This is a genomic window from Austwickia chelonae, from assembly GCF_003391095.1.
Classification (GTDB): domain Bacteria; phylum Actinomycetota; class Actinomycetes; order Actinomycetales; family Dermatophilaceae; genus Austwickia; species Austwickia chelonae_A.
The window spans coordinates 1,698,754-1,715,775 of the sequence record NZ_CP031447.1 but is presented as its reverse complement, the minus strand read 5'-3'; the positions used below and the strand labels follow the sequence as shown (position 1 = coordinate 1,715,775).

General features: G+C 63.0%; 14 protein-coding genes and 6 tRNA genes. 10 read left to right on the top strand and 10 right to left on the bottom strand.

The features are described from left to right. Nucleotide 1 precedes the first annotated feature (1 nt). From DX923_RS07445 to DX923_RS07430, 4 genes are all read right to left on the bottom strand, one after another. Nucleotides 2–74 (bottom strand) — tRNA-Val (locus tag DX923_RS07445). Nucleotides 75–251: 177 nt separating this feature from the next. Further along, nucleotides 252–1,295 carry a zinc-binding dehydrogenase gene (locus tag DX923_RS07440; protein ID WP_116113797.1) on the bottom strand — a complete coding sequence of 348 codons (1,044 nt, stop codon included), beginning with the start codon at nucleotides 1,293–1,295 and terminating at the stop codon, nucleotides 252–254. Nucleotides 1,296–1,392: 97 nt separating this feature from the next. Then, entirely contained in the window at nucleotides 1,393–1,872 is a 480-nt protein-coding gene (locus DX923_RS07435; RefSeq protein WP_116113796.1) for a redoxin domain-containing protein, read from the bottom strand. A gap of 79 nt (nucleotides 1,873–1,951) precedes the next feature. Then, nucleotides 1,952–2,371 (bottom strand): DUF3052 domain-containing protein, encoded by a 420-nt coding sequence (locus tag DX923_RS07430; RefSeq protein ID WP_116113794.1) that lies wholly within the window; start codon nucleotides 2,369–2,371, stop codon nucleotides 1,952–1,954. A 225-nt stretch (nucleotides 2,372–2,596) separates the two neighbouring features. Here DX923_RS07430 and aceE point away from each other — a divergent pair, with 225 nt between their 5' ends. The 6 genes from aceE (at nucleotide 2,597) to DX923_RS07400 (ending at nucleotide 10,513) form a co-directional block, all read left to right on the top strand. Continuing rightward, nucleotides 2,597–5,365 carry a pyruvate dehydrogenase (acetyl-transferring), homodimeric type gene (aceE, locus tag DX923_RS07425; protein WP_116113792.1) on the top strand — a complete coding sequence of 923 codons (2,769 nt, stop codon included), beginning with the start codon at nucleotides 2,597–2,599 and terminating at the stop codon, nucleotides 5,363–5,365. A gap of 109 nt (nucleotides 5,366–5,474) precedes the next feature. Beyond that, nucleotides 5,475–6,659, top strand: coding sequence for a PucR family transcriptional regulator (locus DX923_RS07420; RefSeq protein ID WP_240322794.1), 1,185 nt, complete (start codon nucleotides 5,475–5,477; stop codon nucleotides 6,657–6,659). 79 nt (nucleotides 6,660–6,738) lie between these two features. Beyond that, the gene (locus tag DX923_RS07415) at nucleotides 6,739–7,692 is read left to right on the top strand and encodes an ACP S-malonyltransferase (RefSeq protein WP_162872839.1); all 954 of its coding nucleotides are present in this window, start codon (nucleotides 6,739–6,741) and stop codon (nucleotides 7,690–7,692) included. After that, on the top strand, nucleotides 7,689–8,753 hold the full coding sequence (locus DX923_RS07410) for a beta-ketoacyl-ACP synthase III (protein ID WP_116113788.1): 1,065 nt from the start codon (nucleotides 7,689–7,691) through the stop codon (nucleotides 8,751–8,753). The genes DX923_RS07415 and DX923_RS07410 overlap by 4 nt, the downstream gene beginning before the upstream one ends. 106 nt (nucleotides 8,754–8,859) lie before the next feature. Next, nucleotides 8,860–9,108 carry an acyl carrier protein gene (locus DX923_RS07405; protein ID WP_116113786.1) on the top strand — a complete coding sequence of 83 codons (249 nt, stop codon included), beginning with the start codon at nucleotides 8,860–8,862 and terminating at the stop codon, nucleotides 9,106–9,108. Between the two features lie 151 nt (nucleotides 9,109–9,259). Beyond that, entirely contained in the window at nucleotides 9,260–10,513 is a 1,254-nt protein-coding gene (locus DX923_RS07400; RefSeq protein ID WP_116113785.1) for a beta-ketoacyl-[acyl-carrier-protein] synthase family protein, read from the top strand. Between the two features lie 111 nt (nucleotides 10,514–10,624). Here DX923_RS07400 and DX923_RS07395 read toward each other — a convergent pair whose 3' ends face one another. Beyond that, nucleotides 10,625–11,134, bottom strand: coding sequence for a DUF3145 domain-containing protein (locus DX923_RS07395; protein ID WP_116113783.1), 510 nt, complete (start codon nucleotides 11,132–11,134; stop codon nucleotides 10,625–10,627). 456 nt (nucleotides 11,135–11,590) lie between these two features. Between DX923_RS07395 and DX923_RS07390 the strand changes: the two genes are divergently transcribed. Both DX923_RS07390 and DX923_RS07385 read left to right on the top strand, forming a co-directional pair. Then, nucleotides 11,591–11,857, top strand: a complete 267-nt coding sequence (locus DX923_RS07390) for a hypothetical protein (RefSeq protein WP_006502042.1) — start codon at nucleotides 11,591–11,593, stop codon at nucleotides 11,855–11,857. Between the two features lie 185 nt (nucleotides 11,858–12,042). Further along, nucleotides 12,043–12,116 (top strand) — tRNA-Ile (locus tag DX923_RS07385). A gap of 90 nt (nucleotides 12,117–12,206) precedes the next feature. On the opposite strand, the gene DX923_RS07380 is transcribed toward DX923_RS07385, so the two are convergent. Then, a complete protein-coding gene (locus tag DX923_RS07380; protein WP_116113781.1) occupies nucleotides 12,207–12,713 on the bottom strand; it encodes a MarR family winged helix-turn-helix transcriptional regulator in 507 nt (168 codons plus the stop codon). 60 nt (nucleotides 12,714–12,773) lie between these two features. Between DX923_RS07380 and DX923_RS07375 the strand changes: the two genes are divergently transcribed. Beyond that, nucleotides 12,774–13,727, top strand: a complete 954-nt coding sequence (locus tag DX923_RS07375; protein ID WP_116113779.1) for a DMT family transporter — start codon at nucleotides 12,774–12,776, stop codon at nucleotides 13,725–13,727. 111 nt (nucleotides 13,728–13,838) lie between these two features. Here the strand turns inward: DX923_RS07375 and DX923_RS07370 are convergent. The 4 genes from DX923_RS07370 to DX923_RS07355 form a co-directional block, all read right to left on the bottom strand. Then, a tRNA-Val gene (locus tag DX923_RS07370) sits at nucleotides 13,839–13,912 on the bottom strand. A 135-nt stretch (nucleotides 13,913–14,047) separates the two neighbouring features. Beyond that, nucleotides 14,048–14,124, bottom strand: a tRNA-Val gene (locus tag DX923_RS07365). A gap of 11 nt (nucleotides 14,125–14,135) precedes the next feature. Beyond that, nucleotides 14,136–14,209 (bottom strand) — tRNA-Cys (locus tag DX923_RS07360). 42 nt (nucleotides 14,210–14,251) lie between these two features. Next, nucleotides 14,252–14,324 (bottom strand) — tRNA-Gly (locus tag DX923_RS07355). 452 nt (nucleotides 14,325–14,776) lie between these two features. Between DX923_RS07355 and glgX the strand changes: the two genes are divergently transcribed. Further along, complete coding sequence (gene glgX / locus DX923_RS07350) at nucleotides 14,777–17,014, top strand: glycogen debranching protein GlgX (RefSeq protein ID WP_116116217.1); 2,238 nt, start codon at nucleotides 14,777–14,779, stop codon at nucleotides 17,012–17,014. Nucleotides 17,015–17,022 lie beyond the last annotated feature (8 nt).

Sequence of the window (17,022 nt, the reverse complement as noted above, 5' to 3'; positions counted from 1 at the left end):
GTGGGCCCGGCCGGGTTCGAACCGACGACACCCGCGGTGTAAACGCGGTGCTCTACCAACTGAGCTACAGGCCCTTGCCGGCGAACTGCTCCGGCGGGTGGGCCCATTGTGCCAGCCATCGGCCTCCACTGCGAAGTCGCCCACCTCGCGCGGGTGTCTCAGTCCAGGTTCCGTGTCTGCCGCGACGCCGCAAAAGCCCGAGTTCGTAACTCCAATAAGTTACTTCGAGAAGACTTTTCAGGAAGCACTGGTCATGGCTGGACGAGTATCCGGATGGGGTTTCCCTTCCTCTCCCGCAAAGCGGTGATCCCGTCCTGGATGTCAGACAGGGCAATGATCGAGCTGACCGACTCGCTGAGGTCGAGGCGTCCACGGCGCACCATCTCAGCCAGCACCGCGACATCCTGGGTCTGATATCCCAGGTGCCCCAGAAGCCGCTTACGCCGAAGGTTGAAGTCCAGGATCGGACCGATCTCGATCTCCGCGTCGCTCATCCCCACGCTGACCGCGCGTCCCTCTGTGTCCAGCCAGGCCACACTTTGCCGCAAGGTCGCCGGAATCCCGACAGCATCGAAAGCGACATCCAGCATCCGCCCGCCGGTCAGCTCGGCGATCTGGCTGCCCAGCTGGGGGTCGTCACTACGCAGTGCCGCATCTGCGCCGAGCCGCAGAGCCCGCTCCAGCGCATGGTCGTCGATATCGACCGCGATGATCGGCATGGCTCCAGCAAGCTTGGCCAGCTGCACCAGATGGCTGCCCACTCCACCCAGCCCCCAGATCCCCACCGACTCGCCCAGGCTGACCTGGGCGGTGCGGACCACCGCCGCATACGGAGTCGACACAGCATCCGCGAGAAGCGCCGCGTGCTCCATGGGCACGCCCTCCGGGATTCGGGTCAGACCAGGCGCCTTGGCGACGTGATATTTGGCCCAGGCACCGTCGTAGGCAAAGGCCATCAGCCGTTTGTCCAAACAGCTCGCCAACGCCCCACGCAGACAAGCGCGACAGCGCAGACAGGCCTGGCCTGCGGCCGGGATGACCTTATCCCCCACCGACCACCCGAAGACCTGGGTGCCGACCTCGACGATCGTCCCGGACGCCTCATGCCCCTGCGTCACCACTGGCAGCAACGCCGGGAAATGACCATCGATCAGAGAAATATCCGAATGGCAGATGCCGCAGTAGGCGACCTCGATGAGAACTTCCCCGGGACCAGGCCTGGGGATAGGTACCTCCTCGAGCCGGGTGACCTTCTCCGCCGCATGGAAACGCGCTGCCAACATCGAATCGACCATTGCCCCATCCTGGCGTGGACTGCAACAGTCGTCCAGAACGAATAATACTCGGGTAGAAGTGATCCCAGTCACTATCAGACCGGTGGGGTCGGACCGGTCAACGCTCGTGGACGAGCTGCTCCACGGCGACATCGACCATGGAGAAATCCCGGCGGGAAGCGATCTCCTGGATGCTGGACCACCGGATCCGCAGATCCTGATCGATCAGGAAAGTACCCCGGCAGGGGGATCCGGAGAGTGCGTCGAACACCTGATAGGCATCAGCAACCGCCCCATGCGGCCAGAAATCGCTCAACAGCGGGAAGAAGAAGGCCTCTGCGTCGTCCCAGGCACGTAAAGCATGCACAGGGTCGCAGGAAAGACCCACAGGGTGAACCAGATCGTTGTCAAATCGATCACGTTCGTCCCGTAATTCGCGAAGTTCACCAGTACATATCCCGGAGAAAGCGAAAGGGAAGAAGACCAGGAGCACCGCTCGATCAGATACCAGACGCGACAAACTCGTCGGGCGCCCGAACTGATCAGGGAGCACGAAATCCGGTGCATGCGCACCAGCCCGGAAAGGCACCACGGTCATAAGTCCACTGTGCCAGAAACCCCGGACGAGACAGGGGACACCGTCAAGGAGTCACCCGGCCTCATCAGGGGGAACGTAGTCAGCGCCGCCCGGATTTGGGGGTCACCAGTCGTGTTGCCGACCAATGCTGAGTGAGGTTCAGGCTGGCAGCTGCCTGTAGGCCTGCGGTCGAGGCCGCTTCTGCGACATCGCTCGCATCGACCTCCCCGGGCAAACCCACTTTCGGGGTGAGCAATGTGATGAAACCTTCGTCCTCCAACGTCGTGAGGGCATCGACCAGCGCATCCGTCAGATCGCCGTCGTCATCCCTCCACCACAAGAGGACGGCGTCCACCACGTCACCGTAGTCCTCGTCCTCCAAGGGCACTCCGAGAACGTCTTCGATCTGATCTCTCAGCTCGTCGTCAACGTCGTCGTCGTAACCCAACTCCAGCACCACCTGCTTCGGCGCAAAGCCGAGCTTGGCCACCGCACTGGCATTGGCCGCGGTCTGGCCCACGCGGACACCTCCCTCACCTGCGGCATCTGTCGATGCCGGTCTCTGTCGTGACGTTAAGTTCATCTGTTCACAGCCAATTCTGCAAGCACCACTAGGTTCATAGTGGCGCGTCGTGCCCTCATCGGACGACTTCAAGCACGTCCGTCGCCCAACCCGCATGTGACCTTTGTCCTCAATAGGTGCGAGGATGGGTTGACGCCAATCTTGCTGGAGGAAGGACCCCACGTGCCGATCGAGGACGCCGGCCCTATTATCAACGGCCTGCCCAGTCGTTTCCCGGACATCGACCCCGAGGAAACGCAGGAATGGCTTGAGGCACTCGACCTGCTCATCAAGGAAAAGGGTGAGCAGCGAGCCCGATACATCATGCTCAGTCTGCTGCAGCATTCGCGTGAGCAGCATGTCGGCGTGCCCTCCTTGACCACGACCGACTACGTGAACACGATTCCCGTCGAAGCCGAGCCCTGGTTCCCCGGCGACGAAGACCAAGAACGTGCTTTCCGTCGTCTCATCCGCTGGAATGCCGCGGTCCTCGTGCACCGCGCGCAGCGACCCGGCGTCGGCGTCGGCGGACACATCTCGACCTATGCCTCTGCTGCGACCCTGTACGAAGTGGGCTTGAACCACTTCTTCCGCGGGCAGGACCACCCCGGCGGCGGCGATCAGGTCTTCTTCCAAGGGCACGCCTCGCCTGGAATGTATGCGCGCGCCTTCCTGGAAGGACGGCTGAGCGAAGCCCAGCTCGACGGCTTCCGCCAGGAACACAGCCACGTCGTCGACGGCAAGGTCCAGGCGGTACCGAGCTACCCGCACCCCCGCTTGATGCCGGAGTTCTGGCAGTTCCCGACGGTTTCGATGGGCTTGGGCCCGATCAATGCGATCTACCAGGCGCAGTTCAACAAGTACCTGCACAACCGCGGGATCAAGGACACCAGCGAACAGCGTGTGTGGGCCTTCCTCGGTGACGGCGAGATGGACGAGGTCGAGAGCCGCGGCGCCCTGCAGTGGGCCGCCAACGAGGAGCTCGACAACCTGACCTTCGTCGTCAACTGCAACCTGCAGCGTCTCGACGGACCGGTCCGAGGCAATGGCAAGATCATCCAGGAGCTCGAGGCCTACTTCCGCGGCGCCGGATGGAATGTCATCAAGTGCGTCTGGGGCCGGGGCTGGGACGAACTGCTCGCCGCCGATGTGCAGGGCGCATTGGTGCACCTCATGAACAACACCCCTGACGGGGATTACCAGACCTTCCGCGCCAACAACGGTAAGTTCGTCCGGGACAACTTCTTCGGACGCGACCGTCGCACCCTCAAAATGGTCGACAAATGGTCCGACGAGGACATCTGGTGGAAGCTCAAGCGCGGTGGACACGACTACCGCAAGGTTTACGCTGCCTACGACCGCGCCGTCCGGCACACCGGGCAGCCGACGGTCATCCTGGCCAAGACCATCAAGGGGTACACCCTCGGCGAGCACTTTGCCGGGCGTAATGCCACCCACCAGATGAAGAAGCTCGCCATCCAGGACCTCAAGGACCTGCGCGACACTCTCCACATCCCGATCAGCGACGAACAGCTCGAAGCAGACCCGTACCGCCCGCCGTTCTACCACCCCGGGATGGACGACGAGCGCATCGACTACATGATGGAGCTGCGGCAGAAGCTCGGCGGTTCCGTGCCGGAGCGCCGGGTCAAGAAGGAGACCATCCATCTGCCCGACGCCTCCGCCTACGCTGCGGTGAAGAAGGGTTCCGGCAAGCAGCAGGTCGCCACCACGATGGCCTTCGTCCGCCTCCTCAAGGAGCTCATGCGGGACAAGGAGTTCGGCAAGCGAGTCGTCCCGATCATCCCGGACGAAGCGCGGACCTTCGGGATGGACTCCTTCTTCCCGACCAGCAAGATCTACAACCCGCACGGGCAGAACTACACCTCGGTCGACGCCGAGCTGATGCTGGCCTACAAGGAATCGCCCCAGGGCCAGATGCTGCACCTGGGCATCAACGAGGCCGGATCGGTGGCCGCGTTCACCGCAGTCGGTTCCTCGTACGCGACGCACGGGGAGCCCATGCTCCCGGTGTACGTCTTCTACTCGATGTTCGGTTTCCAGCGCACGGCCGACGCGATCTGGGCCGCTGCCGACCAGATGAGCCGCGGCTTCCTGATCGGTGCCACGGCTGGTCGTACGACGCTGGCCGGTGAGGGATTGCAGCACATGGACGGGCACTCCCCCGTCCTGGCAGGGACCAACCCGGCCATCGTCCACTACGACCCGGCCTACGGCTACGAGATCGCCCACATCGTTCAGGACGGCCTGCGTCGCATGTACGGCGAGAACGCCGAGGACGTCATCTACTACCTGACGGTCTACAACGAGCCGATCGTCCAGCCGGCCGAGCCGGAGAACGTCGATGTCGACGGCATCCTCAAGGGCATGTACCTCCTGAAGGAGGGCCAGGTCCCCGATGGCGCAGACGAGTCGCAGACCCCCCGGGCACAGCTGCTCGCCTCAGGTATCGGTGTGCCGTGGGCGCTGGAAGCACAGGATCTGCTGCGCAGCGACTGGGGAGTAGCAGCCGATGTCTGGTCGGTGACCAGCTGGAACGAGTTGCGTCGCGAAGCCTTGGCCTGCGACGAGGTCAACTTCCTCACGCCGTCGGATTCCCCGCAGGTTCCCTACGTGACCCAGTGTCTGGCCGACCGGTCCGGTCCGGTGGTCGCCACCAGCGACTACATGACTCAGGTCCAGGACCAGATCGCACCATGGGTTCCCGGTGACTTCGCTGCTCTCGGTGCTGACGGTTTCGGTTTCTCCGACACCCGACCGGCTGCTCGCCGCTACTTCCACATCGACGGTCCGTCGATGGCAGTGCGCGCGCTCCAGCTCCTCGCCGAGCAGGGCAAGGTCGACCCGCAGCTGCCTCAGGCCGCAGCCGAGAAGTACCGTCTGCTCGATGTCACCGCAGGCACTTCCGGTAACGCAGGCGGCGACGCTTGAGTTCAGCTATGACGCTGAGCTGAAGTGACAGCACGAACCAAGGCCGGGTTCTCCGTACGGAGAACCCGGCCTTGTAGTGTTCGCACAACACTCTGCCTAAACTCATGCGGTGAGCTTGGAACGTGCGAGTGAAGGAACCATCCGAGCGGTCGAACGGTCAGCAGGCTGGTTGACCACTGCTGCCTACCGACACATGGAGGAGAACCTCTCCTGGTACAAAGCGCTCTCCGCCAAGGAGAAGGCGTGGGTCGGGACTGCCGTCCAAGCTGGTTTCGCAGCTTTCGTCTCCTGGTATGTCAACGCTGAGCGGGGGGAGGACGCGACTGCGGATATCTTCACCACGGCTCCTCGCGCGTTGACCAGAGCGATGTCCCTGCGCCAGACACTGGACCTGCTACGCACTGTGGTGGACGTGGTCGAGGACCACATCCCCGAATTGGCGATGCCCGGCGAAGAAGGCGCGCTGAGGGAAGAGGTCCTGCGCTACAGCAGAGACATCGCTTTTGCGGCAGCGCAGGTCTACGCCGGTGCGGCAGAGGCTCGAGGCGCCTGGGATGCACGCCTGGAATCCTTGATCGTCGATGCCGTCCTACGCGATGAGGGCAGCGATCTGGTCACCAGCCGAGCCGCCGCTCTGGGCTGGGACCAGGTCGAGAATGTCGCCGTCATGATGGGGTCGGTTCCTTTCGACCGTGATGGACATGACATCGAACGGCTGCGGGTGTTGGCGGCTAGGTTAGAGGTCGAGCTCCTGGTGTCGACCCAGGGGAATCGGCTGGTGCTCTTCATCGGAGCAATCCGCGAGATCGACCTGGTAACGATGGCTTTGGTCGAAGCCTTCGGACCCGGCCCGGTGGTCGTCGGTCCGATCGTCGCGGGGCTGCATCTGGCAGGTGTATCCGCGGGTTCCGCTGCGGCAGGGCTACGGGCTGCTCCGGCCTGGGCTGAAGTTCCGCGCCCGGTCTCGAGCGCTGAGCTGCTGCCAGAGCGAGTGCTCATCGGTGACGACAAGGCTCGGGATGAACTGGTGTGCCGGGTCTACGAGCCGTTGGCCCATTCCGGTGGAGGGGCACTGTTAGAAACGTGCACCGCTTATCTCGCCTGCGGCCGAGCCCTAGAAGCTGCTGCGAGATCGCTTTTCGTGCATCCGAATACGGTTCGTTACCGTCTTGGCCGGGTCGCTCAGATCACCGGGTACGACCTGACGCATCCACGTGAGGCCCAGGTGGTGCAGATGGCTCTTGCCGTAGGCAGACTCGCGGAAAGTGGAGATCTCACCACCACACCCTTGTAGGAAGGCAACAAAAAGTTCAGTTGCTTCCTGTTGGTGTCCTGGCTGCAGACAATGTGCTCTCTGCGACAGGCTGGTGCCCGTGCTCGCAATCGTCTGCCCTGGACAGGGCTCCCAGTCCCCCGGTTTCCTGACTCCGTGGTTGGAGATGCCTGGCGTGGCGGCGCGTCTGGATCGACTTTCGTCGGAAGCCGGACTTGATCTGAGGCTGCACGGCACGGTGTCCGATGCGGCCACTATCCGGGACACTGCGGTGGCTCAACCATTGATCGTCGCGGCCGGTTTGTTGATTGCTCCGCTTCTGGTCGACCAAGGCCAGGAAAGCTTTTCTGCACTGTTCGAGGTTGCCGATGTGGTGGCCGGGCACTCTGTGGGTGAGCTGACGGCGGCTGCCGTGGCCGGGGTGCTCTCCTCTGCCCAGGCCATGCATCTGGTCCGCACGCGGGGCCGCGCCATGGCTGCGGCTGCTGTATTGCGAAAGACCTCGATGAGCGCTGTGCTCGGCGGTGCCCCGGAGGAGGTGTCCGCAGCTTTGGGTCGGTGCGAGCTGACCCCGGCAAATATCAATGGCGCTGGCCAGGTGGTCGCGGCCGGCACAGCGGAACAGCTTGCGGAATTGGCGGGGCAGCCTCCGGCACGTTCCCGGGTCATTCCACTCGATGTCGCGGGAGCTTTCCACACCGAGTGGATGAGGCCGGCGCTCACTGCGCTGGAAGAGGCCGCAGCAGCAATCACCCCGCAGAATGCTCGACTCACTTTCCTGTCGAATCGTGCCGGTCAACCGGTGCGGGATGGGGCTGAGATCCTCGATCTCATCGTGGGGCAGGTTGTGCGCCCGGTGCGTTGGGACAAGGTGATGGAGAATTTGCTCGCTGCTGGGGTGACCGGGCTCGTCGAGCTGGCTCCAGCGGGTACGCTCACCGGCCTGGCCAAGCGGGCTATGAAGGGCGTGGAATGTGTCGCGGTGAAATCTCCTGAGGATCTCGACGACGCCCGAGCTCTCATTGCTCGCCACCGGGCGAAGGCGATGGCGTGAGGACGGTTCGCACCGTACGTGGTCCTGAATTCACCCGGATTCTCGGAGTCGGCGACTACCGCCCGGACCGGGTCATCAGCAATGTCGAGTTGTGTGAACACATCGATTCCTCTGACGAGTGGATCCGGTCTCGGTCGGGTATCCGGCAGCGGCGTCAGGCCGAGGCTCATGAGTCCGCGGTGGACATGGGGACAGCAGCTGCGCAAGTTGCCCTCGAGCAGGCGGGGCTGTCCGGCGATGATGTCGACGCCGTCATCTGCGCGACCATCACTCATCCATGGCAGACACCTGCTGCCGCACCATTGATCGCTCACCGGCTGGGTGCCAGTGAGGCCGGTGCCTACGATCTGTCGGCAGCCTGTGCAGGGTATTGCTATGGCATCGCCAATGCCGATGATCTGATTCGTGCAGGCCGGGCCCGGCATGTAGTGGTCGTCGGGGTCGAGAAGCTCTCCGATTACCGAAATCTCTCCGACCGAAGCACGGCCTTCGTCTTCGGAGACGGCGCTGGTGCCGCCGTCGTAGGCCCCTCGGAGACTCCAGGAATCAGTGTGACCACTTGGGGTTCCGACGGAAGCGGGCACCAGCTGATCACTCAGTCGGTCAGCTGGACGGAAACTCAACGTCGCCATGCGCCGACATCGCTCGGCCTCTCGTCGAGCGCGGGAGACGAGCCGGAAGCAGAAAGCACCGATATTTCTCCCTGGCCGTTCATCGACATGCAAGGCCCCTCGGTCTTCCGCTGGGCAGTGTCCCGGATGGGTCCGGTGTGTGAGCAGGCCTTGGCCAATGCCGGCGTCCAGGTCGACGACCTCGACGTCTTCATCCCGCATCAAGCCAATACGCGGATCATCGAGGCGATGGCCAAACGGATCGGCCTTCCGGACAAGGTCGTCGTCGCCGACGACATCACCGACATGGCGAATACGTCGGCGGCGTCAGTGCCCTTGGCCACTGCGGCACTCCTGCGGGATGGCCGGGCCAAAAGTGGAGACCTGGCTCTTCAGGTCGGCTTCGGAGCTGGCCTGAGTTGGGCGGCTCAGGTGGTCGTCCTCCCTTGAGACTCCCCGCTGGCCGACGGGTGATTCGGCCGCTTCGACAATATTTTTGAATCCCCTAGCGCTCCCCTCCTGGGGACATGCGCTCACCACTAAGGAGCACCGCATCATGGCCATCAGCACACAGGACGTCCTCGCCGGTCTGGCCGACATTGTCAACGAGGAGACCGGCGTGGACACCGCCGACGTCCAATTGGACAAGTCCTTCATCGAGGATCTCGACATCGATTCGCTGTCGATGATGACCATCGTGGTCAACGCCGAGGAGAAGTTCGGGGTGACCATCCCTGACGACGAGGTCAAGAACATGCGCACGGTGGGAGACGCCGTCTCCTTCATCACCGCCGCACAGGGCTGAGACTGCGGCAAGCGACAACGGCAGCAGGGCCGCCCGGACGACACGATTGCGCGACTCCGGGTGCCCGCCGTGAATGCGAATCTGACACGTCTTCTTCTTTCGTCCGCCCCGGACCCTTGTCCGAGACCGCTCGCCCCTGCAGGAGTCATCCATGACCGTCCACGCACTCAAACGCGTCGTCATCACCGGTATCGGCGCCACCACTCCTCTCGGGGGAGACGCCCCGTCCACCTGGGAGGCGCTGTTGTCCGGCCGTTCCGGCGCCCGTCGGCTTCCCTACGAGTGGGTGGCGGAGTACGACCTACCGGTCAAGATCGGCGCGCCCTTGGCCGTCCCGGCTTCGGAGAAGCTGACGAAGGTCGAGCAACGTAGGCAGGACCCGTGCGCCCAGTACGCCTTGATCGCGGCTCGAGAGGCCTGGGCCGATGCGGGAAGCCCCGAGGTCGCTCCGGAACGCCTTGCCGTGTCGATCGGTTCGGGAGTGGGTGGAGTCCAGACCTTGGTGGATCAGTGGGAAAATCTGCGCACCAAAGGGCCGCGACGGGTGTTCCCCTTGTCGGTGCCCATGCTGTTGGTGAACAGCCCCACGGCGACGGTCTCCCTGGAACTCAACGCTCGAGGCGGAGGTCACACTCCGGTCAGTGCTTGCGCTTCCGGCGCTGAAGGCATCGCCATGGGGTTGGACATGATTCGTCAGGGGCGTGCCGACGTGGTCATCGCCGGAGGCACGGAAGCAGCGATCCATCCCCTTCCCATCGGCGGGTTCGCCGCCATGCAAGCACTGTCCACCCGCAATGACGACCCTGAGAGAGCCTCACGCCCTTACGACCTGAACCGGGACGGTTTCCTGATCGGTGAAGGTGCTGCCTTGGTGGTTCTGGAGTCCTACGAATCGGCAGTCGCCCGTGGGGCCACGATCTACGCCGAACTGGTCAGCGCCGGGATCTCCACCGACGCCCACCACGTGGCCGCACCGGAACCGGAGGGCGCCGGCGCCGCCGCAGCCATCTCCTGGGCGCTCACCGCCGGAAACATCTCCCCCGACGATGTGGCCCACATCAATGCCCATGCCACCTCGACCCCGGTGGGTGACCTCGCCGAGGCCAACGCCATCCGCACCGCGTTGGGGTCGGCTGCGTCCCAGATCCCGGTGAGCGCCACCAAATCGATGACCGGGCATCTCTTGGGAGCCGCTGGATCCCTGGAAGCGCTCTTCACCGTGCTCGCGTTGCGTGACGGCAAAGCACCCGCCCAGCTCAACCTGGACGATCCCGACCCGGCGATCGGTCTGGACATTGTCTCCGGCGCTCCCCGGGAGCTTCCTGCCGGTGAGATCGTCGCCTTGGACAACAGCTTCGGATTCGGAGGCCACAACGTGGTCCTCGCTTTCCGACGGTGCAGCTGACCTCTGCACCTGCAGGCTGTGGGGCATCGGTGGTCGGCGCCGGTGCCCCACGTCCTCGCTTCTCGTCCTAGAAACGTCGGCTCGGCAGGTTTTCCCCGGTCGATGATCTGGTTATCCCACTCGGTGCAGCCACCTGACCGAGCCGGTGTCACCGGCGTGTCGGAAGGGCTCCAGTTCGCGGTCCCAGGGCTCCCCCAGGGCAATCTCGATCTCTCGACGCACCATGGCGTGTCCTCCGGAGCTGAGTGCAGCTCGTAGGCGGTTCTCGCTGACCAGTACGTCCCCGGTGGTCGAGACGATGGTGTGGTGCACCCCCAGCGACGGGGTGTATGCCCAGCGCGAACCGTCGATCCCGTCACTGGGTTCTTCGACGACCTCGAAACGGATCGTCCGGAAGCGGCGTAACGCGCTGGCGAGATGGGCGCCGGTCCCAGCAGGAGCGGACCAGGACAGCTCCATCCGCACGAGATGACGTCCTAGCGGCTGTGTCGTCCATCCGATGTCGACCTGCTGCTCGAAAACAGCCTCGATCGCCCATCCGATGTGCGGGCACAGCGACGACGGCGTCGAGTGGATGTACACCACGCCCTGGGTCAGCGCAGAGCGCGTCTTCATAGACATCCGAACCTCCTGTGTATTGCTGAAGGACGTCTTCCCCAACGCCCGAGCAATTCCCACATAGGTGATCGTATGTCCAAGTCGACTTCGCTCTTAAATACATTTATGAGTTGGCTTGCTGGATCTCTCTTCCACTTGAGCCAGAAGCGTTTTGCGGCCATTCTGCCGCAGCCGACCCCTCTCGCCAAGAAATCCTGACAAGAACTTTACGCACATCTTTACTTTCCACCCATGGTCTCGTACTTGAAGCCTTCCCCTGCTCAGGACGGCCCTCGTCGATCCAATCCGCCTCGAGAAATCGCTTCCTTCGACGAATACGACTGTCCTACAAGCAATTGGACATACGCCCAACAAATAAAGTTCACTGTTCCCACTGGGGAAGACAGCCGGTTGCTTGCGATGCGGTGGGACGCATTCGCGTGACAGATCGGCGTAAAGATTTCTTTTGGGGGAAATTTCATGAACGAACACGTACACCTGCCTGCTCCTGGCATGCAGAGCGCCATGGCCATTCTCACGGCTCGCGTGCAGAGCATGGATGGTGGCTGCAGCGTGAACGAGTACGTCGACGTACTCCGCAGTGAGATGAGTGGCCAGGATCCACTGATCCTGGCCAGCGCCATGGCCAGCCTCGCGTCGGCCTTGCTCGCCATCGCATCGGGAGGGACGAAGATCCCCCCTTATGAACTGCTGTCAACGATCGGTCTAACCCTGGCAGACGCGTGATCGTGTGACAGTCGGCCGTGGTTGCGGCCGAAGGAAGGCCCGGAATCACCCTGTGGATCCCGGGCCTTCCCCATTCTTTGGCCGTCTTCACACTCCAGACCGGGGGTCGGTCGACAGCTCTGTGGAGCTGGCCGGTTACACTCTGCGAGAAACGAGACACGGGGCCATCGGCTCAGCTCTCGTAGGGGCCAGTAGCTCAGCCGGTCAGAGCAGCGGACTCATAATCCGTCGGTCGTGGGTTCAAGCCCCACCTGGCCTACCTATCATCCGGCAGGAATCACCGGGTGTAGAAGTTGTCGTGGAGCCGCAGCTCACGACAGCAGATCAGTTTATCGCAGCATGTGGCGGCTCAAGAGTTGCCGTCGAGCACGGCCGACCAATTTCGCAGCGCCTTTTCCAGAGCTGCCCGGTCCTCGGGCTCGAGCAGGGCGATGAGCCTCACTTCGTTGGCCATGTGATCAGTGAAAGCTGCATCGATCACGGAGAGTCCGGCCGCGGTCAGGCGCGCTGTCTTGGCTCGCCCGTCGCCGGAGGTGGCGGGAGCGCGCTCGACGAGTCCGGCCGCTTCGAGTCGGTCCAGGCGCTTGGTCAGCCCTCCCGTGGTGATCATGGTGGTCCGAGCCAGCTCGGCGGGTTGCCGCTCATAGGGTGCGCCGGCTCGCCGCAATGCACACAGCACGTCGAATTCGCCTTCGGTGAGTCCATGTGATTCGTAGACCGCCACGATCTGCGCGGAAAGGGCGGCGGTGAGCCGGAAAAGGCGCCCGAAGACGCCTTGCGGCGAAGCGTCGATATCGGGACGCTCCCGACGCCATTCGGCTTGGATGCGATCGACGTGGTCCGGTCCGGAGGTCACCGTCTCAAAATATCACTTCCCAGGAAGCGTCATAGCTTCCAAGGAAGCTATATTGCTTCCATGGAAGCAATACGTCTGCGCGATGTCCTCATCACGGCCATCGCGCCCATCGCCTGGGGGTCCACCTATTTCGTCATCCGCCACTGGCTTCCCTCCGACATCCCGCTGACCGGCGCGGCGCTACGCGCCCTACCTGCGGGGCTCCTGCTGATGCTCCTCGCCCGGCAACTCCCCCGCGGATCCTGGTGGTGGCGCACCGCAGTGATCAGCGCACTCACCGTCGGCGGCTTCTTCGCCCTGATCTACGTCGCCGGCCAACGGCTCCCCTCAGGGGTCGCAGCCACACTGATGGCCAGTTCTGCAGTCGTACTGCTCCTGATGGGCCGTGTCTTGCTCGGCGAGAAAGCGCCGCTACGCAAATACGTGGGCGGCTTCGGCGGCATCATCGGCGTGGCACTCCTCGTCAGCGGAGCCTCCTTCGGCCTCGACCTGATCGGCGTGGCCGCATCCCTGCTCGCGATGACCTCGTCGTCACTGGGCTTCGTCCTCACCAAACGGTGGCAGCCACCGGTCACCCCCTTGACCTTCGCAGCCTGGCAGCTCACCGCAGGCGGGCTCATGATCACGCCGATCGCCCTGATGATCGAAGGCAGCCCACCGCCCTTGGAAATGAACGCCGTCGTCGCTTTCACCTACCTCGTCATCATCGCGACAGCTCTGGCCTATGCAGCCTGGTTCCACGGCCTCCAACGACTCCCTGCCGGCACCGTCGGCCTCATCGGGCTGCTGAACCCACTTTCAGGCACGCTCATCGGACTCCTGGCCGCCCACGAGACACTGAGCGCCCCCCAGATCATCGGCACCGTCATCATCCTCGCCGGAGTGGCAGCAGGGCTCGACCGCAAGCCACGTTCCCTCGAGAGGACCGCAGCGGAAAACACGGAAGAAGAACCCTCGATTTCAGATGCCAAGCGCGCCACCCCGGGACGAGAACTGTCCTGTTCTCGACGGTAGCGACATCGGGAAACCGGTGAAGCCACCCCGCAACCGCGGGCCAGTGCTTGGCACAGCAAACGAAAAAGCCCCACCATGAGGTGGGGCCAGTCGCGTACTTTGCTAGTGAAGTGGACGTAAAGGGACTCGAACCCCTGACCTTTCGCGTGTGAAGCGAACGCTCTAACCAACTGAGCTATACGTCCGTACCCGACACTTCGACGAGCGCAGAAGCGACTCTATCAAACTGTCAGTTTGAGTGACCTTGAAGGAAACTCACAGCAATCCGAACTTCGAGAGGGACTCACATCCGTAGATGCGAGCCCCTCTCGAAGTACTGCTGGTGGGCGATACAGGACTTGAACCTGTGACCTCTTCCGTGTCAAGGAAGCGCGCTAGCCACCTGCGCCAATCGCCCAAGTTAAAGAGTGGAGGTGGAGACGGGATTTGAACCCGTGTACACGGCTTTGCAGGCCGTTGCCTCGCCTCTCGGCCACTCCACCGTGAGAGCTCCAATACCCTCTTTTAAAGGCCTGGGGCCTTCGAGCGGACGACGGGACTCGAACCCGCGACCCTCACCTTGGCAAGGTGATGCTCTACCAACTGAGCCACGTCCGCTTGCTTCCCCGCTGACTTGCTGTCCCCGGGTGCCCCATGACACTAACGCATTGGGTGCACCTCGTCCAACTCGGCGCAGACCACCCCGCCGCCCATACCCTCGACACCCCCCTAAAACACTTACAGAAAAAGGGAATTCACAGATAGGACGGCCTTTGCCCCCGCATTGGGTTCGCCCGTGAGCACTTCAAAGCACTCCGATCCTTCACTGGTGTCTCCCAAGGAGAAGTACCCCCGGGCCGCCCGACCAAGAAGCGAACATCCCCTTCTCCTGCCCCCGCTGCGCACCCGCGAGCAGCCAGTGCCCAGCCGCACATGTCACCCCGGCGACAAAGCCCATTCACAGCGAGGTCCGAACCCCCAAAGCGGAGTATCGTTGCCGCTCGCGTGGCTTCGTCTACGCGCGGCACCGGACGGGCACTCCGGCCGGCAGGATCGACGAAGTGGGACACATGGACATCTGGCCCGGCAAGGCATACCCCCTGGGAGCCACCTACGACGGCTCCGGCGTCAACTTCGCTCTCTTCTCCGAGGTCGCCGACAAGGTCGAGCTCTGCCTGATCGACGGTTCTGGGACAGAAGAGCGGCTGGAGCTCACCGAAGTCGACGGGTATGTCTGGCATGGATACGTGCCCAACCTGCAGCCCGGCCAACGCTACGGATACCGCGTCCACGGCCCCTACGAGCCGGAGAAGGGGCACCGGTGCAATCCGAGCAAGCTTCTGCTCGACCCCTACGCCAAGGCCGTCCACGGGTCCGGCAGCGGTGACGAGTCGCTCTTCTCCTACAAGTTCGGCTCCCCGGAGACTTTCAACGACACAGATTCCCTCGGGCACACCATGTTGTCCGTGGTCATCAATCCCTTCTTCGACTGGGGTCATGACCGTCCGCCACGGCACGAATACCACGAGACGGTGCTCTACGAAGCCCACGTCAAAGGGTTGACGATGACCCACCCGGAGGTCCCCGAGGACATCCGCGGCACCTATGCCGCGATCGCCCATCCGGCAGTCATCGGGTATCTGCAAGACCTCGGTGTCACCGCCATCGAGCTGCTCCCGGTGCACCAATTCGTCCAGGACACCCATCTGCAGGAAAAAGGCCTGCGCAACTACTGGGGATACAACACCATCGGGTTCCTCGCCCCCCACAACGAATACTCGGCGACCGGCACACTCGGCCAACAGGTCACCGAGTTCAAATCGATGGTGAAAGCCCTGCACGAGGCTGATATCGAAGTCATTCTCGACGTGGTCTACAACCACACGGCAGAAGGCAACGAATTCGGGCCGACCATCTGTTTCCGCGGTATCGACAACTCCGCGTACTACCGCCTGGTCGACGACAACAAAGAGCACTACTACGACACCACAGGAACAGGGAACAGCCTTCTCATGAGGCACCCCCACGTCCTGCAGCTGATCATGGATTCGCTGCGCTACTGGGTGACAGAAATGCATGTCGACGGCTTCCGTTTCGACCTGGCCGCCACCCTGGCGCGGCAGTTCCACGAGGTCGACAAGCTCTCTGCCTTCTTCGATCTCATCCAACAGGATCCGATCATCAGCCAGGTGAAGCTCATCGCCGAACCCTGGGATCTCGGCGACGGCGGATACCAGGTCGGCAATTTTCCTCCATTGTGGACAGAATGGAACGGAAAATACCGTGACACCGTGCGCGACTACTGGCGAGGAGAAGCCGCAGCCCTTTCGGAGTTCGCCTCGCGGCTCACCGGCAGCAGCGACCTCTACGCACATTCAGGTCGTTTTCCCATCGCCTCCGTGAACTTCGTCGTCGCCCATGACGGATTCACCCTGCGTGATCTCGTCTCCTACAACGAAAAACACAATGAGGCCAACGGAGAGGGCGGCGCCGACGGCGAAAACCATAACCGTTCCTGGAACTGTGGCGAAGAAGGCGACACCGAGAACGCCGACATCCTGGCGCTACGGCGTCAACAGGTACGCAATATGCTGACCACCTTGCTACTCAGCCAGGGTGTGCCGATGCTGGCACATGGTGACGAGCTCGGCCGCACCCAGCAAGGTAACAACAATGTCTACTGCCAGGACAACGAACTGTCCTGGATCGACTGGGAGCTCTCCCGCGAACAAGAGAGCCTTCTGCAGTTCACCCGATCATTGATCCAACTCCGTCAAGACCATCCGGTTTTCCGTCGTCGTCGTTTCTTCCGGGGCAATGCCGACCACGGCGGCGAATCAGAACTGAGAGACATCGTCTGGATGGGAGTCAACGGCGAGGAGATGCGGGAGGAGGACTGGCAGACCGGTTACGCCCGCACCTTGGGCGTCTTCCTGAACGGAGACGGCATCCAGGCTCCCGACGCGCTCGGCCGGCGAGTCCTCGACGACGACTTCATCCTCATGTTCAACGCACACAGCGAAGCCGTCGAGTTCACCATCCCAGACCCGTTGGAACACGCTGACCTACGGTGGCAGGTCGCGATCAATACAGCCTTGGCCACCGGGCTCCCCGACCCCAATGCTGCTTTGCTCTCCCCCGGTGACTCCGTGCCGGTCGCTGGCCGGTCGGTCCTCGTGCTGCACAGCGTTCCGATGCCCGAAGAGCCGGATGACATCGAAGAGCTAGCTACCGCCAATGCCACCTCGTCATCGCTTCCCGGAGCACCTGAGGCCCCGGCACCCACGCGGGTGGACAACCAGGACTGAGTGTTCTG

What these genes read in the sequence shown, in the direction of transcription:
- DX923_RS07440 (WP_116113797.1), bottom strand. Translation starts at nt 1,295, where the DNA reads ATGGTCGATTCGATGTTGGCAGCGCGTTTCCATGCGGCGGAGAAGGTC.
- DX923_RS07435 (WP_116113796.1), bottom strand. Translation starts at nt 1,872, where the DNA reads ATGACCGTGGTGCCTTTCCGGGCTGGTGCGCATGCACCGGATTTCGTG.
- DX923_RS07405 (WP_116113786.1), top strand. Translation starts at nt 8,860, where the DNA reads ATGGCCATCAGCACACAGGACGTCCTCGCCGGTCTGGCCGACATTGTC.
- DX923_RS07400 (WP_116113785.1), top strand. Translation starts at nt 9,260, where the DNA reads ATGACCGTCCACGCACTCAAACGCGTCGTCATCACCGGTATCGGCGCC.
- DX923_RS07395 (WP_116113783.1), bottom strand. Translation starts at nt 11,134, where the DNA reads ATGTCTATGAAGACGCGCTCTGCGCTGACCCAGGGCGTGGTGTACATC.
- DX923_RS07390 (WP_006502042.1), top strand. Translation starts at nt 11,591, where the DNA reads ATGAACGAACACGTACACCTGCCTGCTCCTGGCATGCAGAGCGCCATG.
- DX923_RS07375 (WP_116113779.1), top strand. Translation starts at nt 12,774, where the DNA reads ATGGAAGCAATACGTCTGCGCGATGTCCTCATCACGGCCATCGCGCCC.
- glgX (WP_116116217.1), top strand. Translation starts at nt 14,777, where the DNA reads ATGGACATCTGGCCCGGCAAGGCATACCCCCTGGGAGCCACCTACGAC.